Origin of the sequence: Nocardia aurantiaca (genome assembly GCF_009708175.1) — a bacterium.
Taxonomy (GTDB): Bacteria; Actinomycetota; Actinomycetes; order Mycobacteriales; family Mycobacteriaceae; genus Nocardia; species Nocardia aurantiaca.
In genome coordinates, this window is record NZ_WMBB01000006.1 from 333,282 (window position 1) to 358,921 (window position 25,640).

22 protein-coding genes are annotated in these 25,640 nt (G+C 67.7%); 12 read left to right on the plus strand and 10 right to left on the minus strand.

The window, feature by feature from the left end; translation table 11 throughout:
* The first annotated feature begins 12 nt into the window (after positions 1-12).
* The 4 genes from GLP40_RS15075 (at position 13) to GLP40_RS15090 (ending at position 4,398) form a co-directional block, all read left to right on the plus strand.
* Positions 13-1,272, plus strand: coding sequence for an FAD-binding oxidoreductase (locus GLP40_RS15075; protein ID WP_154788495.1), 1,260 nt, complete (start codon positions 13-15; stop codon positions 1,270-1,272).
* Positions 1,273-1,394: 122 nt separating this feature from the next.
* Positions 1,395-2,213 (plus strand): SDR family NAD(P)-dependent oxidoreductase, encoded by an 819-nt coding sequence (locus GLP40_RS15080; RefSeq protein ID WP_196054669.1) that lies wholly within the window; start codon positions 1,395-1,397, stop codon positions 2,211-2,213.
* A gap of 302 nt (positions 2,214-2,515) precedes the next feature.
* Positions 2,516-3,133, plus strand: coding sequence for a dihydrofolate reductase family protein (locus tag GLP40_RS15085; RefSeq protein WP_328290183.1), 618 nt, complete (start codon positions 2,516-2,518; stop codon positions 3,131-3,133).
* Positions 3,134-3,351: 218 nt separating this feature from the next.
* Complete coding sequence (locus GLP40_RS15090; protein ID WP_196054670.1) at positions 3,352-4,398, plus strand: hypothetical protein; 1,047 nt, start codon at positions 3,352-3,354, stop codon at positions 4,396-4,398.
* 325 nt (positions 4,399-4,723) lie between these two features.
* On the opposite strand, the gene GLP40_RS15095 is transcribed toward GLP40_RS15090, so the two are convergent.
* From GLP40_RS15095 to ctaC, 3 genes are all read right to left on the minus strand, one after another.
* A complete protein-coding gene (locus GLP40_RS15095; protein WP_328290184.1) occupies positions 4,724-4,978 on the minus strand; it encodes a helix-turn-helix domain-containing protein in 255 nt (84 codons plus the stop codon).
* 709 nt (positions 4,979-5,687) lie between these two features.
* Entirely contained in the window at positions 5,688-6,104 is a 417-nt protein-coding gene (locus tag GLP40_RS15100) for a cytochrome c oxidase subunit 4 (RefSeq protein ID WP_154788498.1), read from the minus strand.
* Positions 6,105-6,116: 12 nt separating this feature from the next.
* Positions 6,117-7,235 carry an aa3-type cytochrome oxidase subunit II gene (gene ctaC / locus GLP40_RS15105; RefSeq protein WP_154788499.1) on the minus strand — a complete coding sequence of 373 codons (1,119 nt, stop codon included), beginning with the start codon at positions 7,233-7,235 and terminating at the stop codon, positions 6,117-6,119.
* 469 nt (positions 7,236-7,704) lie between these two features.
* Here ctaC and asnB point away from each other — a divergent pair, with 469 nt between their 5' ends.
* On the plus strand, positions 7,705-9,672 hold the full coding sequence (asnB, locus tag GLP40_RS15110; RefSeq protein WP_328290185.1) for an asparagine synthase (glutamine-hydrolyzing): 1,968 nt from the start codon (positions 7,705-7,707) through the stop codon (positions 9,670-9,672).
* A gap of 230 nt (positions 9,673-9,902) precedes the next feature.
* Here asnB and GLP40_RS15115 read toward each other — a convergent pair whose 3' ends face one another.
* Positions 9,903-11,522 (minus strand): amidohydrolase, encoded by a 1,620-nt coding sequence (locus GLP40_RS15115; RefSeq protein ID WP_154788500.1) that lies wholly within the window; start codon positions 11,520-11,522, stop codon positions 9,903-9,905.
* A gap of 133 nt (positions 11,523-11,655) precedes the next feature.
* Between GLP40_RS15115 and GLP40_RS15120 the strand changes: the two genes are divergently transcribed.
* A complete protein-coding gene (locus tag GLP40_RS15120) occupies positions 11,656-13,083 on the plus strand; it encodes a DUF1254 domain-containing protein (RefSeq protein WP_154788501.1) in 1,428 nt (475 codons plus the stop codon).
* Positions 13,084-13,784: 701 nt separating this feature from the next.
* Here GLP40_RS15120 and GLP40_RS15125 read toward each other — a convergent pair.
* The 3 genes from GLP40_RS15125 to GLP40_RS15135 form a co-directional block, all read right to left on the minus strand.
* Positions 13,785-14,531 (minus strand): adenosylcobinamide-GDP ribazoletransferase, encoded by a 747-nt coding sequence (locus tag GLP40_RS15125; RefSeq protein ID WP_154788502.1) that lies wholly within the window; start codon positions 14,529-14,531, stop codon positions 13,785-13,787.
* Positions 14,532-14,747: 216 nt separating this feature from the next.
* Positions 14,748-16,619 carry a nicotinate-nucleotide--dimethylbenzimidazole phosphoribosyltransferase gene (gene cobT / locus GLP40_RS15130; protein WP_328290186.1) on the minus strand — a complete coding sequence of 624 codons (1,872 nt, stop codon included), beginning with the start codon at positions 16,617-16,619 and terminating at the stop codon, positions 14,748-14,750.
* 65 nt (positions 16,620-16,684) lie between these two features.
* The gene (locus GLP40_RS15135) at positions 16,685-17,650 is read right to left on the minus strand and encodes a helix-turn-helix domain-containing protein (RefSeq protein WP_154788503.1); all 966 of its coding nucleotides are present in this window, start codon (positions 17,648-17,650) and stop codon (positions 16,685-16,687) included.
* Positions 17,651-17,735: 85 nt separating this feature from the next.
* Between GLP40_RS15135 and GLP40_RS34470 the strand changes: the two genes are divergently transcribed.
* The gene (locus tag GLP40_RS34470; RefSeq protein ID WP_268867122.1) at positions 17,736-17,858 is read left to right on the plus strand and encodes a hypothetical protein; all 123 of its coding nucleotides are present in this window, start codon (positions 17,736-17,738) and stop codon (positions 17,856-17,858) included.
* Positions 17,855-18,085: a hypothetical protein gene (locus GLP40_RS15140; protein ID WP_154788504.1), complete on the plus strand. Its 231-nt coding sequence runs from the start codon at positions 17,855-17,857 to the stop codon at positions 18,083-18,085. Before GLP40_RS34470 ends, GLP40_RS15140 begins: the two co-directional genes overlap by 4 nt.
* A 68-nt stretch (positions 18,086-18,153) precedes the next feature.
* On the opposite strand, the gene GLP40_RS15145 is transcribed toward GLP40_RS15140, so the two are convergent.
* A complete protein-coding gene (locus GLP40_RS15145; protein ID WP_328290187.1) occupies positions 18,154-18,801 on the minus strand; it encodes a DUF3043 domain-containing protein in 648 nt (215 codons plus the stop codon).
* Positions 18,802-19,038: 237 nt separating this feature from the next.
* Here GLP40_RS15145 and GLP40_RS15150 point away from each other — a divergent pair, with 237 nt between their 5' ends.
* The 3 genes from GLP40_RS15150 to GLP40_RS15160 all read left to right on the plus strand — a co-directional run bounded on the left by GLP40_RS15150 (position 19,039) and on the right by GLP40_RS15160 (position 21,813).
* On the plus strand, positions 19,039-19,389 hold the full coding sequence (locus tag GLP40_RS15150; protein ID WP_033089671.1) for a HesB/IscA family protein: 351 nt from the start codon (positions 19,039-19,041) through the stop codon (positions 19,387-19,389).
* 443 nt (positions 19,390-19,832) lie between these two features.
* Positions 19,833-20,798 carry a carbohydrate kinase family protein gene (locus tag GLP40_RS15155; protein ID WP_328290188.1) on the plus strand — a complete coding sequence of 322 codons (966 nt, stop codon included), beginning with the start codon at positions 19,833-19,835 and terminating at the stop codon, positions 20,796-20,798.
* A gap of 301 nt (positions 20,799-21,099) precedes the next feature.
* Positions 21,100-21,813 (plus strand): MBL fold metallo-hydrolase, encoded by a 714-nt coding sequence (locus GLP40_RS15160; protein WP_154788506.1) that lies wholly within the window; start codon positions 21,100-21,102, stop codon positions 21,811-21,813.
* Between the two features lie 421 nt (positions 21,814-22,234).
* On the opposite strand, the gene GLP40_RS15165 is transcribed toward GLP40_RS15160, so the two are convergent.
* Positions 22,235-23,335, minus strand: a complete 1,101-nt coding sequence (locus tag GLP40_RS15165; protein WP_154788507.1) for a branched-chain amino acid aminotransferase — start codon at positions 23,333-23,335, stop codon at positions 22,235-22,237.
* Between the two features lie 99 nt (positions 23,336-23,434).
* Between GLP40_RS15165 and GLP40_RS15170 the strand changes: the two genes are divergently transcribed.
* Positions 23,435-24,280 (plus strand): hypothetical protein, encoded by an 846-nt coding sequence (locus GLP40_RS15170; protein ID WP_154788508.1) that lies wholly within the window; start codon positions 23,435-23,437, stop codon positions 24,278-24,280.
* A gap of 173 nt (positions 24,281-24,453) precedes the next feature.
* On the opposite strand, the gene gcvT is transcribed toward GLP40_RS15170, so the two are convergent.
* Entirely contained in the window at positions 24,454-25,554 is a 1,101-nt protein-coding gene (gcvT, locus tag GLP40_RS15175) for a glycine cleavage system aminomethyltransferase GcvT (protein WP_328290189.1), read from the minus strand.
* Between the last annotated feature and the right edge of the window lie 86 nt (positions 25,555-25,640).

Here is a 25,640-nt window from a genome sequence, read left to right on the forward strand (position 1 = left end):
AGCTGTAGCGCCATGAGCACGCCCGTCTCCACCCACCCCGACGAATTTCTGCCCCGCGACACCGCGGATGTGGTTCGGACCGTTCGGGATTCGCGCCGTTCGACGAAACCGCTGATCATCCGGGGTGGGGAACGACCGGACGAGGAGCTCGCGCTGCCGGATCAGGGCAGTGTGCTGAGCCTGCGGAAGATGAACCGGGTACAGGTGGTGGACGCCGATGCCGGGACGGTACGTGTACAGGCGGGGGCGCGGCTGTACGACATCGACCGGACGCTGAGCGCGCACGGGCTCGGGCTGCCCATCGTCGGCGACCATCGGGACATCACGGCGGGCGGATTCGCGGCAGTGGGCGGGCTGTCGGCGGCGTCACACCGCTTCGGCATGTTCAGCGATAATGTGGCCGAACTCGAATACGTCGATCAGGACGGGCGTTTCGGCACCTGTGGGCGCACCCATCACGCGGAACGCTTCCGCCGGGTCCTGGGTGGCGGCGGGCGCACCGGGATCATCACCGCGCTCACCCTCGAGGTGACCAGCGTGGACAAGGACCGCACCTGGCTCACCACCGACGCGCACCGGTTCCTGGACTTCGACACCTGGGTGGAGCACTCCTACAGGGAGATTCAGTCGCCGGGTGACGCCATGCTGCAGGTGGGTCGCTGGGTGGACACCGCGCCCCTGAAGGTTGCCCGACCGGTCGGTACTGGCACCGTGCAACTGGGCACCGTGCGCTTCGGACAGTGGTCGAGCCTGCACCCCACCACCCCGAACCTCTCACTGCGCGCCCGCCGCGAGGTCGGCGCACGCGCCCGAAAGTCACTGGGCGCCATCGCCGCTTCGGCGGGCGGCCGCGCCGGTATGCCGGTCCGCAATGCCGCCGCCGGCGCGCTCATGTTCGCTCCGAAGGTGCTGACCCTGCGCGATGCGGAGTACCTGGCCGACACCGTGATCAGCTCCTCGGAACGCGGACCGGCCTACCGCGTCTCGGTTTTCGCGCCCATGTCCTCCTATGCGCGAGTCTTCCACGGCCTGCACGACCTGTTCGCCGGGCACCGCGAGCGCACCGGCTGCTTCACCGTCATCTCGGCCATGACCTACGGCGTGCGATCCAACTACCTGCGCGAACTCGACAATGAGGACCACGGCTTCATTACCTTCACCTGCCGGTTGCGGCCGGCGGCGCTGCCCTCGGAACTGTTGCGGGACATCGTTTCCGCAATCGACGAGATCTGTCTCGCCGAACGCGCCCGGCGTTATGACCCGACCGAATAGAATGTGCTTCGCCGCACTGTCAGCTATCGGTTAGCAGCCGGGCGGGGCGGCGGTATCGGCACTGTCGGTGGGGTGCCGGTGCATGGTTCATGCTCAATCCTCAGATGAAGGTTGCCTGTCCCATGATCGAATTCCGTGCTGCCCGCCGTCCCCGCACCGCCGGATCCCTCCCGGAGGAATGCCCCATCGAGGGCAAACGCATTGTCGTCACCGATGCCTGCTCCGAGATCGGCCGGGAGACCGCGCGATTACTGGGTCTTCACGGCGCCGAGGTGATCCTGGTGGCGCGCAACGGCTCCCAGCTGATCCGGGAGTGCGCCACCATCATTCAGGCCGGGGGCCGCGCCCACTGGTACCGCTGCGACCTGTCCGCGCTCGGCGACGTGGACCAGCTGGTCGAGTGGCTGCTCACCGAATTCGACGCCGTCGACGTCCTCGTCAACAACACCGGCCGTCCCACCCGCCGCCCGGTCCTGCAGTCCCTGGACCGCTTCCGCGACTACCAGCGCATGATGGCCGCCTACTACTTCGGCCCCCTACGCCTGACCCTGGGCCTGCTTCCCGCCATGCTCGCCGGCGGCTCCGGCCATGTCGTGAATGTCGGCCCCTGGAGCGCCGAGACCGGCGCCGCGCCGAACTTCGCCTCCTACGCCAGCGCCCAGGCCGCCTGGGCCACCTTCGGCCAGTGCGCCGACGCCGAACTCTCCCCGCGCGGCATCCACGTCACCACGGTCCAGTGCCCCGCCTTCGAACTCGACACCGGCTCTCCGGCCTGCGTCCCCCAACACCCCACCCTGGACCCCGCCGAAGCGGCTCGCTGGATCGAATCCGCCATCCGCACCGGACCGGCCCAACTCCAGCCCCGCTTCCCCAGAGCCCTGCTCGGCCTGGCCTCCATGTCCCCCCGCACTACCCGCCTGAAGCACGCCCTGGGCATCTGAGCTCGTAGTGAGAAGCCCACTCGACTCGTAGAGAGAAGCTCCCATCGTCATCCCGGCATGCTTTGCCGGGATCCACGGCAGGCACGGTGGATTCCGGCCGACAGCGCGCCGGAATGACGAAGCGAATTCCCCGGTCCCGCAGTAACCAATGAGGGGAGGGCGGGCCGTCCGGAGGACGTGCGGACGGCCCGCTTTTCGAAACATCCTGTGCCGCAGCCGGCGAACTCCGGGTTTGGCGGACCGATGAATTCGGGATGGGAGCCACGTCTTCATGCTGTGACCAACTTTTCGAAGGAGCTGCTGTGCGCGTTCTGGTTGTGAACCATGTCAGTTTGGACGGTGTTATGCAGGGGCCTGGGCGCCCCGACGAAGACACCCGCGATGGCTTCCGTCACGGTGGCTGGGCCGTGCGCGACAACGACTCGGCCATGGGTCCGAGCATGAGCGAGCGGATGGGCGAGGGATTCTCCTGGCTGTTCGGCCGACGCAGCTACGAGGACATGCTGACTCACTGGAACCGGGTCGGAGGCCCGTTCAAAGAAGGCCTGAACCGGACCCAGAAGTACGTGGTCACGTCGAACCCCGATACCCGACTGCCATGGCCGAACTCGACACCACTCACCGATGACATCACTGCCCAGATCTCCACGCTGCGCGAGCAGCCGGGCGGCAATCTTGTCATCATGGGCAGCGGCCAGCTCGTCCGTTCACTGCTGCCTTACGGTCTGATCGACGAACTACTCCTGATGATCCACCCCGTGGTCCTCGGATCGGGCCACCGTTTGTTCGGCCGGGATGACCAAGTACACCAATGGAAGCTTGTCGACTGCACACCGACGGCCACAGGCGTGCTGATGGCGACTTACCAGCCGGCTCATATATCCTCAGGACTCCCGCCGGAAGGCGTCGACGTCCGATAATGCCGTCGGGCGGCCTCCGGTCGCTGCCGGCAGGTCGATGTCCCGCCGTGCTCCGAGCACCGACGCAGGCGCATGGACGGTGGCACGACAACAGCACTCGTAGCTTCGAGAACAGCCCGAGCTCATACCACCGGGGCTGTTCTCATACCCGGGTACGGGTCCGCAAACCCACCGCCGGGGGACGTGACGAGGCGGGCGCTGCCCCTAGCGTCACCGCCATGACCACGCACGACCGTCCGATGCTCGCACCACTCATCGACCCCACACCACCGCGCCGGCTGCATCGGCCCCTGCTCGCCAGTACAAGCGCCATGGCCGCCCTGGGCGTATTTTCCCTGTGCGCCATGGCCTTCGACGACCGCATCCTGCTCGGCGAATCGGTGTGGCTCAAGCCGCTGAAGTTCGCTGTCGCCATGGCCCTCTACTGCGGGACCTTGGCGTGGCTGATGTCATTCCCGCACCGCGGGCGACGCCTGACCTGGTGGATGGGCGTGGTCTTCGCCGCCACCGCAGTCATGGACGTAGGTTTCATCGTGGTACAGGCCGCGCGCGGCACCTTCAGCCACTTCAACACCCAACACGACACGGTCAACACCATCGGCCAATGGGTGTTCACGATCGGCGTGCCCGGACTGTTCCTGGCAAATCTGGTGATAGCGGTAACCCTCTCGTGGCAGCGCATCACCGACCGGCCCACCTCTCTGGCCATCCGCGCGGGCCTGGGCATCGCAGTGCTCGGCATGGCGCTTGCCTACATCATGGGCTACAGCGGCACCCAACACACCACCGATGCCGCCGGTCGCCCTGTCACCCTGATGTCGGGCCACACCTTCGAAACCGGGCGGCCCGACGTGCGTGACGGGGTCGCGGGCATGCCCCTCACACACTGGTCCACAGTAGGCGGCGATCTGCGGATCGCGCATTTCGCGGGCTTGCACGGCATTCAGTTGCTCATCGGGGCGGCAGCGGTGCTGGCGCGGCTGGCTCCGGCGGTGGGTTGGCTGCGTCCCGAGCGCACCCGCGCCCGGCTGATCGGGGTGCTGGCGATGGGGTACACAGGTTTGGTGGCAGTGCTGCTGTGGCAAGGGTTGCGCCGGCAACCGGTGACCCGGCCCGACGGTGAAACCCTCACCGCCTTCGGCCTTGTCGCCGCCCTCACCGCCGCCGGAATTGCGATCGTCCACGGCCTGAATGTGCGGGCCCGGCCGGCCGAGATCAGTGCAACGGTTCGGCCTGGCGGATCAACGCCACCAATGCCGCAGTGAGATCGCCGAGTTCGATCATCTCGGTGTCATCGGAGAGCGCCGAGCCATAACGACCGACCGTCCGAATCCGGATCTCCGTGTATCAGGGATATCCGGACTGGTGGCAGTGGGCTACGGCGTTATCGGAGACCTTCGGATACGCATGTGAGTCCTCGTGGCGTGGGTTTGAATAAGAGTGGACGGCAACGCATTCGACGGCTGTGTGTCCTGTCGGCCCGTGGGGTCCAAGTCCCGCCGGATCTGGCGATTGGCCGCCACCGCAGATAGAGACCTCGTACCGGCTGCGGGGTGGCGCCGACCGCAAGGCGCGGGTGAAGGCGCACAGCTACCACGACAACGGCGGCTCGCGTATTTGGTCAGGTAGTACAGCTTCGCGCCCGTTTCGAGGTACCGGCCGACTGAGCCGGTCTGCCATCCCGGCTTCGCCCAGGTCGCGATACCGGTCTGCCCACCGTTTGGCGGTCGTGGCCGATACCTGGAACCGTTCGGCGGCCCGCCGCAGCGGCCAGCCGTCGTCAACGACACAACGCGCCAGCCGCAATCGGCCCAGCTCCGACAATGGCGCATTACGGTGGGACACGAAGACCTCCGACGGTGGGTGTGTTTGTTTGGCAGCTCGCACTTCACCCGGAGGTCTTCGTTTTGTCAGCACGCCACGCCGTCACCAACGTCCGTGGTCAGTACAGCTAGCCGGTCGAGGACGAATCGGGTGTCGGCGACGCGGACCTGTAACGCTTGTCCGATCTGCGCGTTGACCTGGTCGGCATCGGCGCCCCGCGGCAGAACGCTGTTTTGGAGCCGTCCGCTCCGGGGAATTCGGTCGCGAGCGATTCATAGGTGTGGCTGATGGTGACCACGACGAATCCGTGACTGGCGAGATCCTCGGCCTGCGCGGTTCTGGTCTCGCGCGGCATGCCATGCCGGGGGAGAACAGTACGATCGGTCGCCGCCCATCAGCGCTGTTCGCAGCCGCGTCGGCCTGACCGTGGCTCGGCGCCAACGTCCACGACCCCGTGATCGACGGACCGACCTTGGCCAAGCCGTCCGCGTAAGCCTGGGACACTTTTTCGGAAACCCAGGGCCGCAACGGCATTACTGCTCGTTCGGCGGCGGGGTACCAGATGCTGATCATCAACTCGCGTGTACGAGTCGGGAGATGCGGATCGTGACGAGACGGATCGACCAGATGCACATCGACCACGCGATTGCTTCAGAGCCGGTCGACTCAGGCAGGCCAATAGCAAAGCGCCCCATCCGAATTCGGATGGGGCGCTTCGAAACGTGCCGCGTCAGTGCTTCTCGGGGCCGAGGTGGTACTCGAACACCAGGCCGCCGGCGGCGACCAGGACGCAGACCACGCCGATGCCGATCAGCCAGAACTGGAAGAACGCGAGGCCGAGGGCGGCGATGGAGCCCGCGCCGGCCAGCAGGATGGGCCAGAACGAGCCGGGCGAGAAGAAGCCCAGGTCGCCGGCGCCGTCGATGATCTCCGCCTCTTCGTAGTCCTCGGGACGCAGGTCCAGGCGGCGGGCGACGAAACGGAAGTAGGTGGCCACGATCAGCGCCAGGCCCGCCGACAGCACGATGGCGGTGGTGCCCGCCCACTCGACGCCGGTGCGGGAGCGGCCGGTGAAGTAGCCGTAGACGATGGCCACGATCACGAAGAAGACCGTGATCAGTTCGAAGATGCGAGCTTCGACCTTCATGTCAGTTCATCCTCACTTGGCGTCGGCGAGTTCGTTACCGCGCGCCTTGCGGTCGGTGTTGAACGGCTTGGTGGAGGTCGCCACCGGCGACTCGCCGATGCTGGCGAGTGCCTCGGCGTTGGTCTTGTGGTCCTTGACCCGGGCGTCCATGTACTTCTGGAACTTCTCCGGCGAGACGACGCGGATCTCGAAGTTCATCATCGAGTGGAAGGTGCCGCACATCTCGGCGCAACGGCCGACGAACGCGCCTTCCTTCTCGATCTTGGTGACCTGGAAGCGATTATCCGAGTTGTTTTCCTTCGGATTCGGCATCACGTCGCGCTTGAACAGGAACTCCGGGACCCAGAAGGAGTGGATGACGTCGGCGGCGGCCAGCTCGAACTCGATGTTCTTGCCGGACGGCAGGACCAGCACCGGAACCTCGTTCGAGGTGCCGACGGTCTCGACCTTGTCGTAGTGCAGGTAGGAGATGTCATTGGCAGGCAGGCCGTTGTTCGGGCCGGGCTGCGGGTGGCCATCCTTGGTCGCTTCCTTGTAGCGATCCTTGATGTCCTGGTTCATGTCCTGGCGCTCGGTGTCGACGCCGTTGTAAACCGGGCTGCCGTCCTTGAGGTCGACCTTCTGGTAACCGAACTTCCAGTTCCACTGGTAGGCGGTCACGTCGACCACGACGTCCGGGTTGCCGACCTTGTCGGTCACGAAGTTCTGAACGACCACGGTGAAGTAGAACAGCACCGCGATGATCACGAACGGGATCGCCGTGTAGCTCAGCTCCAGCGGCACGTTGTAACCGGTCTGCCGCGGGAACTCCGGGGAGTTCGGCTTCTTGCGGTGGAACGCGACGGTCCAGAAGGTCAGTCCCCACACCAGCACGCCCATCGCGAGGGCGGCGAGCACGGACCATGTCCACAGCTCACGCATCCGGGTGGCCTGCGGCGTGATGCCCGAGGGCCAGCCGAACCGAAGCCACGGGTTGTCGATCGAGCAGCCGGAGACGAGCATCGCGGTCATTCCCAATGACACCGCCAGCCCGGCCCGCCGAAGGATGCGGCCCCGCCGACCCTGGGCGGGTCGTGCCCCTATCGCCTCGCTCGCCTTGTGCGCCACGCTCAACGCCTTCCTGGTCGCCATTCCGACACCGCGTCGCCCGGACTCCCTTCCGCCGGACGACACACTTTCAGCACAGTTTGGGAGCTCGGGGGAAGGATACGCGTGAACGCACAACCGACCCTGAGAGTTTCCCAAGTACTACGCAGCGTAGACCAAAGAACGGCCCCCGTTGTGACGGGGTCCAGTTCGACACGCTCTGTCCAACTCGCCTCCGCTTCGCTCCGGCTGTTCGCAGCCCTGTCACCTCGGTCTTCCCTTCCTCCGCTCCGCCAAGGCGCAGGTCCATGGAGCCATTCGCTCCCGCTTCCGCTCCCAGCGCGGGGAAGCGCGGCGCGGTCCGGACCGAGGCGGGGTGCGAACTTTTCGGTGTTGGATACGGGGCTGAGCGGGATCCGCCCCGGTACGGCATACTCGGGCGGTAGGTTTCGCGTCCAGCGTGCCCGTGCGGGCACGCCCCAATCCTTAGATCTGGAAAGAGGTTCTCGGCGCAGTGTGTGGTCTGCTCGGATTTCTGACAGCTACAACGGCTACTACTCCGGATGGGCGGACGGTCGAGACCACCGCGGCACAGGTGTACGAGGCCCTGCACTGCCAGCGGCACCGCGGCCCGGACGAGCGCGGCACCTGGAACGACGAGCGCATGATCTTCGGCTTCAACCGCCTGTCGATCATCGATATCGAGCACTCGCACCAGCCGCTGCGCTGGGGTCCGCCGGAGAACCCCGAGCGGTACGCCATGACCTTCAACGGCGAGATCTACAACTATCTCGAGCTGCGCGCCGAACTGAAGCAGGCGCACGCGGCGGAGTTCGGCGATGAGCCCATGTTCCGCACCGAGGGCGACGGCGAGGCCATCATGGCGGCCTTCCACTACTGGGGCGCCAAGGCCCCGAGCCGGCTGCGCGGCATGTTCGCCTTCGCCATCTGGGATACACAGCTGAACAAACTGTTCCTGGCGCGCGATCCGTTCGGCATCAAGCCGCTGTTCATCGCCACCGGAGACGGCGGCACCGCCTTCTCCAGCGAGAAGAAGAGCCTGCTGGGACTGCTTCCGGCACTGGAGCTTTCCGACGATCTGGACCCGCGCGCACTCGAGCACTACACGGTGCTGCAGTACGTGCCCGAGGCCGAGACCCTGCACAAGGACATCCGCCGCCTCGAATCCGGCTGCTACGCCTGGGTCGAGCCGGGCGAGACCCCGCGGGTGACCCGCTATTTCAACCCGCAGTTCCGGGTGCAGAAGTTCGCGGCCGGCAGCGAGGCCACGCGGTATCGGGAGATCGCGGAGGCGCTCGAGGATTCCGTCGCCAAGCACATGCGCGCGGATGTGACCGTCGGCGCGTTCCTCTCTGGCGGCATCGACTCCACCGCCATTGCGGCGCTGGCCATTCGCCACAACCCCAACCTGCTCACCTTCACCTCGGCCTTCGAGCGCCAGGGCTACTCGGAGGCCGATGTGGCCGCCGAGACCGCCGAGGCCATCGGCGCCAAGCACTACATCCGCATGGTCTCCCCCGAGGAGTACGCGGCCGCCATCCCCGAAATCGTCTGGTACCTCGATGAACCCGTGGCCGACCCGGCGCTGGTACCGCTGTACTTCGTGGCCCAGGAGGCCCGCAAGCACGTCAAGGTGGTGCTCTCCGGCGAGGGCTCCGACGAGCTGTTCGGCGGCTACACCATCTACCGGGAACCGCTGTCGCTCAAGCCCTTCGACTACCTGCCCAAGCGGCTGCGCAAGCTGGCGGGCATGCTGTCGGACCGGATTCCGGAGGGCACCCGCGGCAAGAGCCTGCTGCACCGCGGCTCGCTCACCCTGGAGGAGCGCTACTACGGCAACGCCCGCAGCTTCAACGACGCCCAATTGCGTTCGGTGCTGCGGGAATTCCGCCCCGAGTGGACCCACCAGGACGTCACCGCCCCCATCTACGCCATGCAGGGCTACCACTGGGATCCGGTGGCCCGCATGCAGCATCTGGACCTGTTCACCTGGCTGCGCGGCGACATCCTGGTCAAGGCCGACAAGATGACCATGGCCAACTCCCTGGAGTTGCGCGTCCCCTTCCTGGACCCCGAGGTCTTCAAGGTCGCCGAGAAGATCCCCGTCGACCAGAAGATCACCAAGGAGACCACCAAATACGCCCTGCGCCAGGCGCTCACGGACATCGTGCCCCCGCACGTCCTCCACCGCGCCAAGCTCGGCTTCCCGGTCCCCCTGCGCCACTGGCTGCGCGGCCCCGAACTCTACGACTGGGCCCGCGCCCAGATCACCGAGTCCGGCACCGATCACCTGCTGAACAAGCAGGCGATCCTCGCCATGCTGGAAGCCCACCGCACCGGCCCGGTCGACCACAGCCGCCGCCTGTGGACCCTCATCGTCTTCATGATCTGGCACGGCATCTTCGTCGAGAATCGCATCAAGCCCGAGATCCAGGAGCCGACCTACCCGGTCAACCTCTGATCCGACGCAACAGACGGGAGCGCCTTCCTACACGGAAGACGCTCCCGTTTGCCTTCGCGCGCCGCGCGATTCCTGCCCGGCAGACTATGGGCACCTATTCGGCAGATTATCGCCCGAGACCGCGACCGGGTGGTTCCGGCTGGCAGGTTCTCTCGAGACGAAATCGCCTACCCATCAGACCGATTCATCAATGCGGTACTCACCCACTGATCACGGTGCACGGCGCGACCTCACGCCTGGAAGGTTGGCGTGCCGGCGAGATAGGTGGTGTGGACGCCGATGCCGTGCCAGTCATCGGGGTCCACGGCGCGGGGATCGCGGTCCAGGACAACGAGATCGGCGTACTTGCCGGGGGTGATGGAGCCGGCGATGTTCTCGGCGAAGAGTTGCCAGGCCGGGTTGATGGTCTGGGCCTGGATGGCTTGATCGATGGTGATGCGCTCCTCCGGAGCCAGAATGCGGCCGGTGCGGGATTTGCGGGTGACGGCGGCGGCCATATTGCGCAGCGGCTCCTCCTGGGTGACGGGGCTGTCGTTGTGGAAGGAGATGCGGATGCCGGCATCGAGGGCGGATTTGGCCCGGACCCAGTGGCCGCCCTTGTCTTTGCCGAAGAGGTCGTCCTCGAGGACGTCTCCCCAGTAGTAGAGGTGGTCGACGAACAGGCTGCAGGTGACGCCGAGGCGGGCGGCGCGCCGGTATTGGGCGGCGGTCATGGCGCCGCAATGTTCCAGGCGCAGACGGTGATCCGGGCGCGGGTGGGCGGCGAGAGCCTGCTCGTACGTATCGAGGATCGTGTCGACACCCAGGTCGCCGTGCACGTGGCAGGCGATCTGCCAGCCCTGCGGGTAGTAGGCGCCGACGATCTCGTCGAGTTGCTCCCGGGTGTAGTTGGCGTGGCCGCGGTGGTCGTGGCCGAGGCCGAGGGCCTGGGTGGCGGGGGTGTTCAGGTACGGGAAGGAGGTGTCGATATTGCCGACCCACGGGGAGCCGTCGACCCACACCTTGATCCCGATCTGCTGGAACAGATCGTCGCCGTTGACCAGCGGGTAGTCGGTTTTCAGTGCGGTGGTGGACATTTCGTAGACGCGCATGCGGACCGTGGCGAGGTTCCGCTCGTAGAGGGCGGCGACCACGGGTCGCATCTGGGGTGAGAACCCCATGTCGCTGCACATGGTGACCCCGCGCGCGGCCAGGCTCGCCTGCTGCTCGGCCAGCGCCTCGGGCCCGGAGACCGCGCCGAACAGGATGGGCCCGGCCACCGCGAGCACACCGGGAGCCTCGTAGACCTTGCCGGTGAGATGCCCGCCGGCGTCCCGATCGAGGCTGCCGCCCACCGGGTTCGGGGTGGAGTCGGCGAGTCCGGCGTTGTTCATGGCCGCGGTATTGGACCAGGCCAGGTGGCCGGAGTTCTGCCAGATGATGATCGGCCGCTCGGGGCCGAGTTCGTCCAGCCACGCGAGGGTCGGATCGGGCAGCCCCGGCTGCAACAGCACGTCCCACCCGTAGAAGATGACCGGACGCCCGGCCGGGGCGGCGGCCAGCGCACGCTTCATGGTCCGCAGCACGTCGTCGGCGGTCGGACAGGTGGTGACCGGCCGGATGTCCACGACCAGGTCGGTGAACATCATCTGGTCCTGCGTCGGGTGCGTATGCGCCTCAACGAATCCCGGCAGCAATGTTCGGCCGCCCAGGTCGACGATCTCGGTCCCGCCGCCGCGCCGGTCGAGGACCTCGTCCCCGCCGACCGCGATGATCCGGCCGTCGGTCACGGCGATGTGGGTGGGATTCGGGTGGTTCGGATCGACGGTGACGATCGGTCCGCCGGTGAATATCGAATCGGCCGAGCTCATATCCGTGCTCCTTACGCCGCCGCGGCAGTACGGTAACCAATAGCCAACCAGTATAAATGCAGTATCTCTGCAATAGAGTGCGGGACATCCACGAAAGTGCTCATCACACCGTCGGGAAAGGAACCAAAAGTTGATGGATTTCCTGTCGAACGGCGCGCACCGAGACGCCGCGCACTTCTCGCGCCGCCAGATCCTCGCGCTGAGCGCGAGCGCCGCGGCCGCGCTGGGATTGGCGGCGTGCGGCAAGTCGAGCACCGGATCGTCCGCGACCAGCACCACCCCGGCCTCCACCGATCCCAAGGACATCGCGGCCGACGCCTACGTCTTCGGCTTTCCGCTGGTCCTGGCGGACGTCACCCGCGAGACCGGCGGCCCCGCCAACCAATTCGTCCATCAGAGTCCGCCGACCCCCGAGGACAAGCAGGTGGTCCGGCTGAATCTGGACACTCTCTATTCGCAGGCCTGGCTCGACCTACGCGCCGAGCCGATGGTGGTGCAGGTGCCCGCCATCGAACCGGGCCGATACTGGCTCATGCAGTTCCTGGACGCGTGGACCAATACGGTGCACGATCCCGGCAGCGCGAACCCGCGACTGAAGGACGGGGCTCCGCAGCCGCCGTACACGTACCTGATCACCGGGCCGGGCTGGAAGGGCACGGTGCCCGACGACATGACCCAGCTGGCGATGCCGACGGGTACCACCTGGCTACTCGGGCGCATCGAATACAAGGGCGACAACGACATTGAGACCGTGCGCGCACTGCAGCGGCAGCTGAAGCTGGCCCCGCTCAGTATCTGGGACGCCGATCCCGACGCGGCGCGGGGCGGGCCGGGCGCCGCCCCCGCGGGCGGCGGCGTCCCCGCCCAGATGGTGGCGCGGATGGACGGACCCACCTTCTTCAACCGCATGTGCACGGTCATGGCGCTCAATCCGCCCGCGCCCGAGGACGGCGACGCCATGCAGCGGTTCGCCACCGTCGGCATCACGCCGGGCGGCAACGTTTCCATCGCACCGGCGGACATGTTGACGGCCGCGGCCACCGAGGCCCGCAAGCGCATCGTCGCCTACCGGGATCCCGAGGCCCGAAACCAGAACGGCTGGACCTTCGACCTCAATGTCGGCACCTACGGCACCGACTACGCGCTGCGCGCCCTGGTCGCCTCGGTCGGTCTGGGCGCAAACCTGCCCCGGGACGCGGTGTACCCGACGGTCACTGCGAATGCCCAGGCCGGCGATCGATTCCGCCTGACCTTCGCCAAGGACAAGCTCCCGCCGGTCGGCGCGTTCTGGTCGCTCACCGCCTATGACGGCCAAAGCTATCTGGTGCGGAATCCGGCGGGCATCTACGCGGTGGGCCACCTGGTCCCGCTCACCCCGGACGCCGACGGCACCGTCGAGATCGCCATCCAGAACGCCGATCCAGGCTCGAACGCCCCGGCGGGTCACTGGCTGCCCATTCCGGAGTCCGGCCCGTTCTCCCTCACCCTGCGGCTGTATGCGCCGAAAGACGATGTGCTGAACGGGAAGTGGCAGGTGCCGAAGCTCGAGAAGCTGTCCTGACCGGTCGCTCGCAACTTTCGGTCAATACGGCAACGGCACTCGTCTCCGCCATCCCGGCGTGTTTTTGGCCGGGATCCGCCTCGAACGCCGTGGATTCCGGCCGAAGCGCGCCGGAATGACGTGGGTGCCGTCGCAGTATTCAGACAGCTCCTCGATGAGCGCGGGCGAGGCGGGCACGAGCGCCGGCGATGATGGTGATGATCATGACCGTGATGACCTGGAGCGCCGTGAGGGTGGCCGGGCGCTTGGTGCCCGCGCGAGATCGTCAGCAGATCCAGTCGCTGGTGACCGACTACACCGCCGAGGACGAGGACCCCCTACCGCCACCACCGCGAACAACGCCAGCACACCGAGCTGCAACAAGATTTCGAGCATTGCGCGACTCCATTTCCGCCACGGGGCAGTTGCGATCACGAGGTATTCGCGGCCACCGAGCGGTCGGATCGTCAACGGCGAGCGGACTGTTTCCCCTTCGCTACCGAGCCGATTCGCATACCGCGTGTTCTGGAATCTGCCGAAACCGCGGTTACGCCAACATGATTACGTACTATTCGGTTCGTCCGCATCATTCCGCCGCGCAGGCAGAACGATCGAGTTCATCCCTTCGATAGCCGCCCGTTCCCCACCAGCCAAACCCGCCACGAGTCAGCGAGTCAGCGAGTCAGCGAGTCAGCGAGTCAGCGAGTCAGCGAGTCAGCGAGTCAGCGAGTCAGCGAGAGCATGACAGCGGTGATGGTGACGCTCAATTCCAATGCCGCACCGAGCACATCACCATTCAGACCCCCGAACCGCCGCACACAGTGCCGCACCAGGACCATCGACGTGGCGAGCGCCACGACCACGGCGAGCGGACCCTGCCAGGGGTTCTCGGTGGCGAACACCGCTGCGATGCAAGCGATCCCACCCCAGACGAAACCCACGACGGGAATCTGCGTGCCCGCGACCAACGCCCCGAACCCGGCCCCCGGAGCCGCCTCGATCCCCCTCCGACAGGCCAGCACCACCGCGACCCGCCCCACCGCGACGGCGGCGACCACCGCGAGCCAGTGCCCGGCCCCTGCCAGCGCCGCCAGCGAAAACGCCTGAATTCCAATGGTGAACACCAGCGCCGCCACCCCGAACGGTCCGACGCCACCGGTCTTCATGATCTCCCGGGCCCGCTCCGGCGACCCATAACTCCCGAGCCCGTCCATGGTGTCGGCCAGCCCGTCGAGATGCATCCCCCGCGTGATCAACGCCAGCCCCGCCACCGCGAGGAACCCGGCCAGCAGCCACGAGGCCCCCAATTCGCCGAGCCCCCACAGCAATCCGGCAGCCGCACCGCCGAGCAGCACTCCGACCACCGGCGCCCAGGCGATCGCCCGCCCCGCGACCGCCCGATCCACCTCGCCCGGTCCCCGCACCGGCAGCACCGTCAACCACGAAACCGATAATCGCGCACCGTTCATGCGACGCCCCGGCTCACCGCGTCCCCAGCGCCCGCCGTTGATGCGCCCACGCCCATCGCACGGCGCGACCGCACCCGCCCGAGCGGTACACCGAGCCCGCCGGGGGCACCGTGGTCACGCACCACCGGGCACGACCGGACCGTTGCGTGCCGCCGGACATGGCTGTGCGCCGGCGAATCTCGCGGAGCGAGCCGCCGCGCCACCACGGGCGGCGTATTACGCACCGGCGGCTTCGACGTCCGCGTCGGCGGTGCTGACTCCGGCCGAGGCGAAGGTCGCCATGTCGCCGAGGGTGGCGATTGCGGCGCGCAGCAGCGGGAGGGCGGCGACGGCGCCGGAGCCTTCGCCCAGGCGCATGCCCATGTCGACCAGGGGTTCGAGATCGAGGCGCTGGAGGGCGATGGTGTGGGAGGGCTCGCTGGAGCGATGGCCCGCCACCCACCAGGCGCGGGCGCCCGGCGCGAGCTGATCGGCGACCAGGGCGGCCGCGGTGACCACGACACCGTCGAGGATCACCGGGGTGCGGCGGGCCGCGGCGCGGGCCAGGAAGCCCGCCATGGCGGCGAAGTCCGCGCCTGCGGCGGTGCGCAGCAGGGCGACCGGGTCCTTGATCACGGGCCGGGCGCGCCACATGGCATCGCGGATGGCGGCGGTCTTGCGGATCCACCCGGCATCGTCGACACCGGTGCCACGGCCCACCGCGATCACCGGCTCGGTGTCGGTGATGGCCGCGATCAGCACCGTCGCGGGCGTGGTGTTGCCGATACCCATGTCACCGGCGATGAGAAGGTCGGCGCCGGAATCGATTTCCTCGTCGGCGATGGTCGCGCCGGCCGCCAGCGCGGCCTGCACCTCGGCCTCGGAAAGCGCGTCCTCCCGATCGATGGAGCCGCTGGAGCGCCGCACCTTGTGCCGCGAGATCTCCGGCGCGGTATCGGAATCCACCGCGATGTCCTCGACCCGCACACTGGCGTCGGCCAAGCGCGCCAGCACATTCACGGCCGCGCCGCCGTGCAGGAAATTGGCGACCATCTGCCCGGTCACCTCACTCGGATAGGCCGACACGCCGTGCCGCGCCACCCCGTGGTCACCTGCGAACACCACCACTCGCGCCCGCTCGAACTGCTTGGGCGGGCACACGCCCTGACACGCCGCGACCCAGTTGCCCAGCTTCTCCAGCCGCCCCAGCGCCCCGGCGGGCTTGGTCAACTGCAGCTGCCGTTCCTCGGCGGCCGCTCGGATCGCGGTGTCCGGCCCCTGCACCGGCCCGAACGAAAGCCGCACGGGCTTTGTCAGCACCGGGGTGTCAGGCCCGCTTGCGGCCACAGCGGCCGTGCCGCTCGCGGAGTCGACCGCGCCGACTCCCGGGTCGGCGGCAGCGCCGCCCTCGGCCGACCCGGTCACGGTTGCCGCAGCGGCGGCCGCCGAAACCGGCTGCACCGCAGTCCGCTCCGCGGCGGAATCGAGGGCCTTCGCCGAAGTCGCCGGTGCGGCGGAAGAATTCATCGCGGCAGCGTCGGACAGGGCGGAGGCGAAGACGCCCTCCGGCTTGACCCGTACCGGCTGCCCGGCCACTACGAGGAAGACCTCGTCGCATACCTGCGCGAGCCGCTGATTCAGGGTGCCGATCTCGTCGCGGAAGAGGCGACCGGAGGCGGTCGCCGGTATCACGCCGAGTCCCACCTCGGGGCTGACGAGGACCAGGCGCTGCCCGTATCCGGCGACGGCGGCGACGAGCGCGTCGATATCCGGCGCGACGGTGCCGCGCGGCGACTCCCAGGCGACGCGCGCGTCCAGTCGCGCGGTGAGCCAGGTGCCGAGGTCGTCGACCAGGGTCACGGGGGTGGACTCGCCCAGTGCGGCGACGGCGTCGCCCTCCACGATCGTCCAGTCCGCGGGCCGCCGAGCCCGGTGCGCCGCAATGCGTTCGGCGAAGTCGGCGTCGGACGGGTCGGCCACCGCGGTGGCTACGTACCGCACCGCCTCCGACGCGACCAACTGTTCCGCGAAAGCCGACTTCCCGGACCGGGCGCCACCGAGCACCAGGGTCCGCAACGGCCGATCGGTTGTCTGAGCAGTGTGCGACACGTCAGCACGGTATCAATTGGACCTGTGTTCCGGCCGAGTAGGCAGGGGCATCAGGTGACCGGTGGTCAGGAGACTCTGGCGCCGAAGCGCCGCCGGTACTCCACGGGCGCGATCCCCACCACACGCTGGAAGTGATGCCGCAACAGCGCGCCGGACCCGAATCCGCAACGGTGCGCCAGCGATTCGAGATCCAGATCGGTGTCCTCGAGCAACTGTTTGGCCAGCAGCACCCGCTGTCCGGTCAGCCATTTCACCGGTGTCGTCCCGGTCTCGGCGGCGAAGCGGCGCGCGAAGGTGCGGGTGGACATGGAACTGCGCGCGGCCAGCGATTCGACCGTGTGCGGCAGTTCCAGGTGCTCGCCCATCCAGTGCAGGGTCTCGCTGAGGCTGTCGGAACTACAGTCCACCACCGGCCGCTCGATGAACTGCCGCTGCCCGCCGTCACGCTGCGGTGGCACCACCATGCGCCGGGCGATGGCATTGGCCACCGAGCTGCCGAGTTCGCGGCGAACCAGATGCAGGCAGGCGTCGATGCCCGCGGCGGTGCCGGCGCTGGTGATGAGATTGCCCTCGTCCACGAACAGCACATCCGGGTCGACGGTGGCCTGCGGGAACTTCTCCGCCAGCAGATCGACATACCGCCAGTGCGTGGTGCATTTGCGCCCGTCGAGCAGTCCGGCCTCGCCCGCGAGGAAGGCCCCCGAGCACACCGTCAGGACGGTGGCCCCGGCCTGTGCGGCATCGCGCACCGCGTCTACCACGCGGGGGTCGAGGGGGTTGCTCGCGAAGATCGGAAAGGCCGGAATGGCAACCATATCCGCGTCGCGCAGCTCCTCCAGCCCGTAGTCGGGGGATACGTGAATGCCCGGTGAGCTGGATTTCAGCGGCTTCCCGGGCTCCGCGCCGCACACCCGGAAGTCGAAGGCGGGTAGTCCGTCGGCGGTTCGGTCGAGGCCGAAAACCTCACAGACGACGCCGAATTCGAACATGGCGAGATTGTCATTGAGTACGACGGCGACCTTCGAGAGCATGATCCAACCCCTCTGGCCGAATATTTGCGAACTATGTCAGAACCGCCACTGTTGGCAGTAAATCCTCTATAGAAAACTTACTGCCATGCACGCACTGTCCGCAATCGTCGCAGCCGGAACCGCCATGGCGGCGCTCGGCACCCTAACCTTCGGCTCCATGGCCGCAGGCACCACCGATCCCATCAATGAGGGCGAGGTCCGAGCATGACCACCATCACCTCCGGCCACGGCCGCTTCCGCACCGCGACCGGCACACCCGAGGCAGTCACCATGGTCCGCCGCATCGCCGCCCTGCTCGCCGCAGCGGGCCGCGCCGTCCCCTTCCACCGCGGAAACACGTGGGAGCCGGCGGGCTCGAGAAATGCCATCGACCGCGATCGCGACCGCATGGCCCTCGAGATCCGCGCCCTGTCGAGCTATCGCGAACACAACTGACGGGCGGTTCGAAACCGCCCGTCAGAGAAAAGCAGCCAACGCCGTCGACATCGACGGCAGCGGCCCGGTCAGACCGCGTCGCCCGGGCTCACCTGCGGCTTCGGGGCACGCATACGGCGCACCTGCGAGGCGCGCACGAAGGCGTACCAGCCCAGCGAGAACGGGGAATCGGTCGCGTCCGGGAAGCGCTCCCGGACCCGCTTGTTCACGATCCGGCCGAGGACGACGCCCTCGATGATCATGAACAGCATCATCACCAGCATGGCCAGCGTGACCAGCGCCTGCAGCGCGGGCGAGAGGATCATGCTGACGATCAGCACCAGCGCCAGCGGCATGAACAGGCCGAGCAGATTGCGGCGCGCGTCCACGATGTCGCGCACGTACTTCTTGACCGGGCCCTTGTCGCGCGGGAGCAGGAACTGCTCCTCACCGGCGAGCATGCGGGCACGACGATTGTTCGCGTCGGCGCGGCGATCGGCCGAGGACGCCTTGCGCTCCGCCTTGGTCCCGCGCAGCGCCTTGCGACGAGCGCGGGCCTCCTTGGCGGTCTTCGGGGCGGGCGCGACCGGACCGCGCCGACGGCCCTCGGCCTCTCGGCGTGTCGGGGTCGGACGCCCCTTACCCGGGGTGACGGTCGCGTCCGCCACCGCGGCACCGACATCGGTGCTCGAGCTATCGGAGGTGGGGGTGGACTCGCCACGGTGCAGGAACTTCACGCCGACCAGGCTATTCGATGACATGTCTGCCGGAAAATCCCGGTCTCCCGGATTGTTGCGTCGCACACTTCACCAGCTATCTGTCAGCGACTGCACAACCGCGACAGTCCGGGGAATACGCGCCGCGTAGGATGGGGAATAGTCGCCCGCCGACAGGTGTTGCTAGCCATCGAGACGGGCTCGGAGAGGCGACGGCCACGCCTTCACGGGTTGAAACAAGGTCCCTTAGGAGAGTTCATGACTGTGCAGAACGAGACCACCACTCACGGTGTGACTCTGACCGACGCCGCCGCCAGCAAGGCGAAGGCGCTGCTGGATCAGGAAGGCCGCGACGATCTCGCCCTTCGCATCGCTGTCCAGCCCGGTGGCTGCGCGGGCCTCCGCTACCAGCTCTTCTTCGACGACCGCAGCCTCGACGGTGACCTGGTCGTGGAATTCGGCGGCGTGAAGCTCGCGGTCGACCGCATGAGCGCCCCCTACGTGCAGGGCGCCTCGATCGACTTCGTCGACACCATCGAGAAGCAGGGTTTCACCATCGACAACCCGAACGCCACCGGCTCCTGCGCCTGCGGCGACAGCTTCAACTGACAGACCGCCTGTAGCGCGGAACATCCGCCCACGGATGTTCCGCGCTGTCGCGTGTCAAAACCCAGGATCAGTCCACCGACTTGGACAAACCCCCGGCTGCGACCGCGCGGCGAAGCCCCTGCCTACGGCGAGGGTGAAGCCATAGCGGCGTCGAGGGTTGAACCCTCGGCTGTGTTGGCGTGAGGCCCTCGGCTGTGTTGGCGTGAGGCCCTCGGCTGTACTGGGCGGTGAAGTCCTCGGCTGCATCGGGGGTGCGGGGGCGGAGCCCCCGGTGTTCCTGGGGGTTCGGGGGCGAAGCCCCTGATAGCCACCGAGAGTTGGTTTAATCCGTCTCGGACAGAGTATTTTCGAAGTGCGGTCATTCCGTCCGCGTAATCCACTGCCGGCCCCCGCGTCTGCCGTCTCCGTACGTCGGTGTGCGCACGTCACCGAAGGATCGACCCGTGACCATCGCCGTGTCCGCCTCCATCGCGACCGATCACCTCATGCGTTTCCCGGGCAAGTTCTCCGATGTGCTGCTGGCAGACCAGCTTCAGCACGTGTCGCTCAGCTTCCTCGTCGATGATCTGGTCATCCGCAAGGGCGGCGTGGCCGGCAACATCAGCTATGCGATGGGCGTGCTCGGCCGCACCCCGCTGCTGGTGGGTGCGGTCGGCCAGGACTGGGGCGAGTACCGGAAGTGGTTGGAGGACAACGGCGTCGACTGCTCGGCCGTGCGCGTCTCCACCGAGGCCCACACCGCGCGCTTCGTCTGCACCACCGACGAGACCATGGCGCAGATCGCCTCCTTCTACCCGGGCGCCATGACCGAGGCCCGCGACATCGACATCACCGCGCTGGGCCGCGAGCTCGAACTGGTGCTCATCGGCGCCGATGACCCGGAAGCCATGCTGCGCCACACCGAACAGTGCCGCACCGCCGGAATCCCCTTCGCCGCCGACCCGTCCCAGCAGCTGGCCCTGCTGGACGGCGAGACCATTCTCCGGCTCATCGACGGCGCGGAATACCTGTTCACCAATGAGTACGAGTGGGGCATCCTGCTCCAGAAGACCGGCCTGTCCGAGGCGGAAGTCGGTGAGCGCGTGGGCATTCGCGTCACCACCCTCGGCGCCAAGGGCGCCAAGGTCGTGGACCGTGATGGCAGCGAACTGCATGTGGACGTTGTCCCGGACATGGCCAAGGTCGACCCGACCGGTGTCGGCGACGGCTTCCGCGCGGGCTTCCTGACCGGCCAGTCCGCGGGCCTGTCGCTGGAGCGTTCGGCCCAGCTCGGCTCGCTGGTGGCGGTGCTGGTGTTGGAAACCGTTGGGCCGCAGGACTGGAGCCTCGATCACGACGTGGCCATGAAGCGCCTGCGCGAGGCCTACGGCGCCGAGGCCGCCGCGGAGATCGAAGCCGTCCTGCGCTGACCGCCACGCACGGACGAGCCGGCTGACGTCGACGCGGCGCGCCGGATTGTGCGAAGCCAGGGGCCGCACGCTGATCCAGTTCAGCGTGCGGCCTTTTCGCATCCAGGCCTCTTCGCATCCAGGCTTGGTGAGCTGGCGCCCGCCCTGGACAACGGTGTGGCAGCCGATCTTGTAGAGCAGCGGTACGTGGCGCTCTCGCTCACGCCGGTGGCCTTCATGAGGAAGGCGAGTGCGCTTTCGCCGCCATCTCGTGGCCGGTCCGGGTACAGGGTGATACATCGCCCGCAATACGCTGTCAGGCATGGCCTCCGACCGTTTGTACTTCCGCCAGTTGCTCTCCGGCCGCGACTGGGCCGTAGGCGATCCGATCGCCACGCAGATGCGTAACTTCGCCTACCTGATCGGGGATCGGGACAGCGGCGAATGCGTGGTCGTCGACCCCGCTTACGAAGCCGGGCAGCTGGTCGATCTCGCCGAAGCCGACGGCATGCGGCTCACCGGGGTCCTGGCCACCCACCACCATCCGGACCATGTCGGCGGCACCATGTTGGGCTTCACCCTGCGTGGTGTGAAGGAATTGCTGGAGAAGACCGATGTGGCGGTCCACGTCAATACCGAGGAACTCCCCTGGGTCGCCAATGTCACCGGCATCGCGCCCAGTGAGCTGACCGGCCACTCGCACGGCGACAAGGTCCCGGTCGGCGCCTTCGAGATCGAACTCCTGCACACCCCCGGCCACACGCCCGGCAGCCAGTGCTTCCTCTTCGAGGACCGCCTCATCGCCGGCGACACCCTCTTCGTCGAGGGCTGCGGCCGCACCGACTTCCCCGGCGGCGACTCCGACGCCATGTTCCGCAGCCTGCGCTACCTGGCCGACCTGAAGTCCAACCCCACGGTCTACCCCGGCCATTGGTACTCGGAGGAGCCCAGCGCCTCGCTCACCCACATCAAGGAGAACAACTACGTCATGCGCCCCCAGACCCTGGAGCAGTGGCATATGTTCATGCCCAGCTGACCGAGTACCGAGCCCGAGGCCGTGCAGTCGTTTCGTCATTCCGGGCGTGCTTGTGGCCGAATCCACCCGAGCCCGGTGCCGCTCGGAGGGTAAGGCTCCCGGCCGAGAACGTGCCGGGATGTCGGAGGGTGACATGCCGCACGCGAGCTCAGTAATCACGCATCAGCTGAATTGCCCGCGCTGAGGCGTCCGACAGGGAGCGGACATAGCTGAGGCGTCCGATAGGAAGCGGACATATCAGACAGCGGGGCTTCGCGTGACCGGTCATCCGGATTCGACGAAGCCTGCCACGACCGCTGCGACACCTCCGGTTGGCCGGCGCGGCATCGACTCGGTGACGAGCGTCACTTCCCGCAGCATGACATGCCCAGCGCCCGCGCCGAATTCCTTCGGAGCGGGCGCTTTTCGCTCGGCGGGTCGATCAGGCCAGGGTGCGCAGCCAGCCGTGAGTGTCGGCGAACGTGCCGCGCTGGATGCCGGTGAGGCTCTCGCGCAATGCCATGGTCACCTCGCCGGGTTCGCCGGTGCCGATGATGAATTCCCCCTCCGCGGAACGGACCGAGCCGACCGGGATGACCACGGCGGCGGTGCCGCAGCCGAAAACCTCGGTGATCTCACCGGATTCGACGCCGCGCTTCCATTCGTCGACCGAGATCTTGCGCTCCTCCACCTTGTAGCCGGAGTCGGCGGCCAGGGTGATGAGGGAGTCGCGGGTGATACCGGGGAGCAGGGAGCCGGAGAGTTCGGGGGTCACGAGGCGGGCGTCGGAGCCGCTGCCGAAGACGAAGAAGAGGTTGTTGGTGCCCATCTCCTCCACGTACCGGTGCTCACAGGCGTCCAGCCACACCACCTGGTCGCAGCCCTGCTCCGCGGCCTGCTGCTGGGCCAGCAGCGAGGCGGCGTAGTTGCCCGCCACCTTGGCCTCGCCGGTGCCGCCGGGCGCCGCGCGCACGTACTCGGTGGACAGCCACACCCGCACCGGCTTCAGACCGCGCGGGAAGTACGCGCCCGCCGGACCGCCGAGCAGCAGGTACTTGTAAGAGCCGGCGGGCTTCACGCCGAGCCCGACCTCGGTGGAGAACATGAAGGGCCGCAGGTACAGCGACTCCTCGCCGCCGGCGGCGGGCACCCAGTCGGCGTCCACCTCGAGCAGCTGGCGAATCGATTCGATGAACAGTTCCTCGGGCAGCTGCGCCATCGCCATGCGGGCCGCGGAGCGGCGGAAACGCGCGGCATTGGCGTCGACGCGGAAGGTGGCGATGCTGCCGTCGGCCTGGCGGTACGCCTTGAGGCCCTCGAAGATGGCCTGGCCGTAATGGAACACCATGGTGGCCGGGTCCATGGCCAGCGGACCGTAGGCCCCGACGCGGCCGTTGGTCCACTGCCCGTCGATGTAATCGAGCGACACCATGTGGTCGGTGAAGAAGCGCCCGAACCCGGGCTCCGCGAGAATCTCCTGCCGCCGCTGCGCCGGTAGCGGCGCGGGATGCGGGACACGGGTGAACTGCGCGGTAAGTGTCATGACCTGGAGTGTAATTCGCCGCCCTCGACGCGCCGGTACGGGCTACCCCTGCCGGTCGGCCGGTTCGGTGTCCGGCCGCCGTTCACTCCCCTGGATAGGGTGGACGCCGTGTATCCGGAGCATCCGCTGTCACAGCCGCCTCGATCCAACCGTCCCCTGGTGATCGCGCTGATCGCCGTGAGCGTGGTGGGGCTGGTCGCCATCCTGGTGGTCGCGGCTCTGACCCCCGCGCACACCGTGACCGGAACCGCCCTGCCCGCAGACCAATACGGGCCGCAGGATACCGCGACGCGGACGAAACCGCTGCCCACCACCACGACCAGCGCGCCGAAATCGAATATCGCCTCACTCACGCCCGGCTGGCAGACGGCGTACTCCATCGCCCGCAACGCGGTGTACGACGTCCCGCAGGACTGGACGGTGCCGACCCCGACCACCATCGTCGGCTTCGAAGGCGGTGGCGGGCGCGTGGTGATGAGCGGCGCGTCGGAACTCCAGCCGAAGTCGTGCGATGGCCACCACTCGAAGGCCATCGCGGGCGTGACGGGCTCGAAGCTGGGCGACGTATCGGCGGCGGCCAAGGATGTCGCCGGCAGCTGGGCCACGGTGGCCGGAGCCAATGACGACCGCCCCGATTCCACCTTCACCCTCAGCGGTGTCGAAACTCTCACGGTGCAGGGCAAACCCGCCGCGCACGTGATGGCGACGCTCGCCAACCCGGGTCCGAACGATTGCTCGCACCCTGCGACGTCGGTCGTGCACACGGTCGCGGTGCCGGGCAACAAGGGCCAATCCGTGGTTCTGGTTCTCTACGCCGACCAAGGCGTGGACGGCGCGGCCGCCGATGACACGATCCGGCAGATGTACAACTCGCTGCGTCCCGCCGGCCTCGACGCCGCCGCCTGCAAGCAGGACAACGACGTCGTCGGCACCTGGTGCGGCTGAACTCATCGACAGAAGTCCCACTCCCCCATCCTGGACAGAGCTTCCACTCGCCGGCTTGGACAGAGTTCTCCGGAATGACGACGAGGAGAACTTCCGACCAAGCGTGAGACGACCACCGCCATCGGCGGGCACATCGGCCTGCCGACAGCATTGACGTCGGAGACGAATATCCGTCAGGCGGTGCGTGTTTCGACGAACGGCGGGCGGATGACCGCGCAGCGGAGGCGGCGGCCGCGCACGTCGACCTCGACCTCGTCGCCGGGCTCGAGGCCCGCGGCGGTGTCCAGCAGCGCCAGGGCGATGCCGACCTTGAGGGTAGGCGAGAAGGTACCGGAGGTGGTTTCGCCGACCTGGGCGTCACCGCGCATCACGGTCTGCCCCTGCCGCAGCACACCCTTGTCGATCGCCTCGAGCCCCAATAGGATTCGGCGCGGACCGGCGGCCTTCTCGGCCTCCAGCGCCGATTTACCCCAGAACTCCGGCTTCTTCCAGCCGATGGCCCAGCCGGTGCGCGCCTGCAGCGGCGAAATGTCCAGGGACAGTTCGTGTCCGTGCAGCGGGTAGCCCATCTCGGTGCGCAGGGTGTCGCGCGCGCCGAGCCCGGTGGGCTGCCCCTCGGCCGCCCTCACCTCGCTCACCAGCGCGCGGAAGACGGCCTCGGCGTCCGCCCAGCGGGGCAGCAGCTCGTAACCGTGCTCGCCGGTGTAGCCGGTGCGGCACACCCGGATCGGGCGGCCGTCCCACTCGGCGTCGGCGTAGGCCATGTACTCCATATCGGTCGGCAGGCCCAGTTTGGCCAGCACCTCCGCCGACCGCGGGCCCTGCACGGCGAACACCGCGTAACCGCGGTGCTCGTCGGTGACGGTGACGCCCTCCGGCGCGGCCTTCCGCAGCTCGGCCACCACCGCGGCGGTGTTGGCGGCATTGGGCACCAGGAAGATCTCCTCATCGCTCACGTAGTAGGCGATGAGGTCGTCGATGACGCCGCCCTCCGGGCTGCAGCACAGCGTGTACTGCGCCTTGCCGGGGCGAATCCGATTCAGGTCGTTGGTGAGCGCCGAGTTCACGAAGGCCGCCGCCCCCGGCCCCTTGACCGTGGCCTTGCCGAGGTGGCTGACGTCGAACAGACCCACGGTGGTGCGCACCGCCGTGTGCTCGCCCACGGTGCCCGCGTACGAAACCGGCATCTCCCACCCCCCGAACGGAGCGAAGGTGGCGCCCAGCTCGACATGGACGGCGTGGATGGGTCCCTGCAGCAGTTTCTCGTCGGTCACTCGAAGCAGCTTATCGGTCCGTTGCCGGGTGGCCGACAGCGGAACCGAACGCGTACTGCGGCGCGCCGCGTACCGGTAGCGGCGAC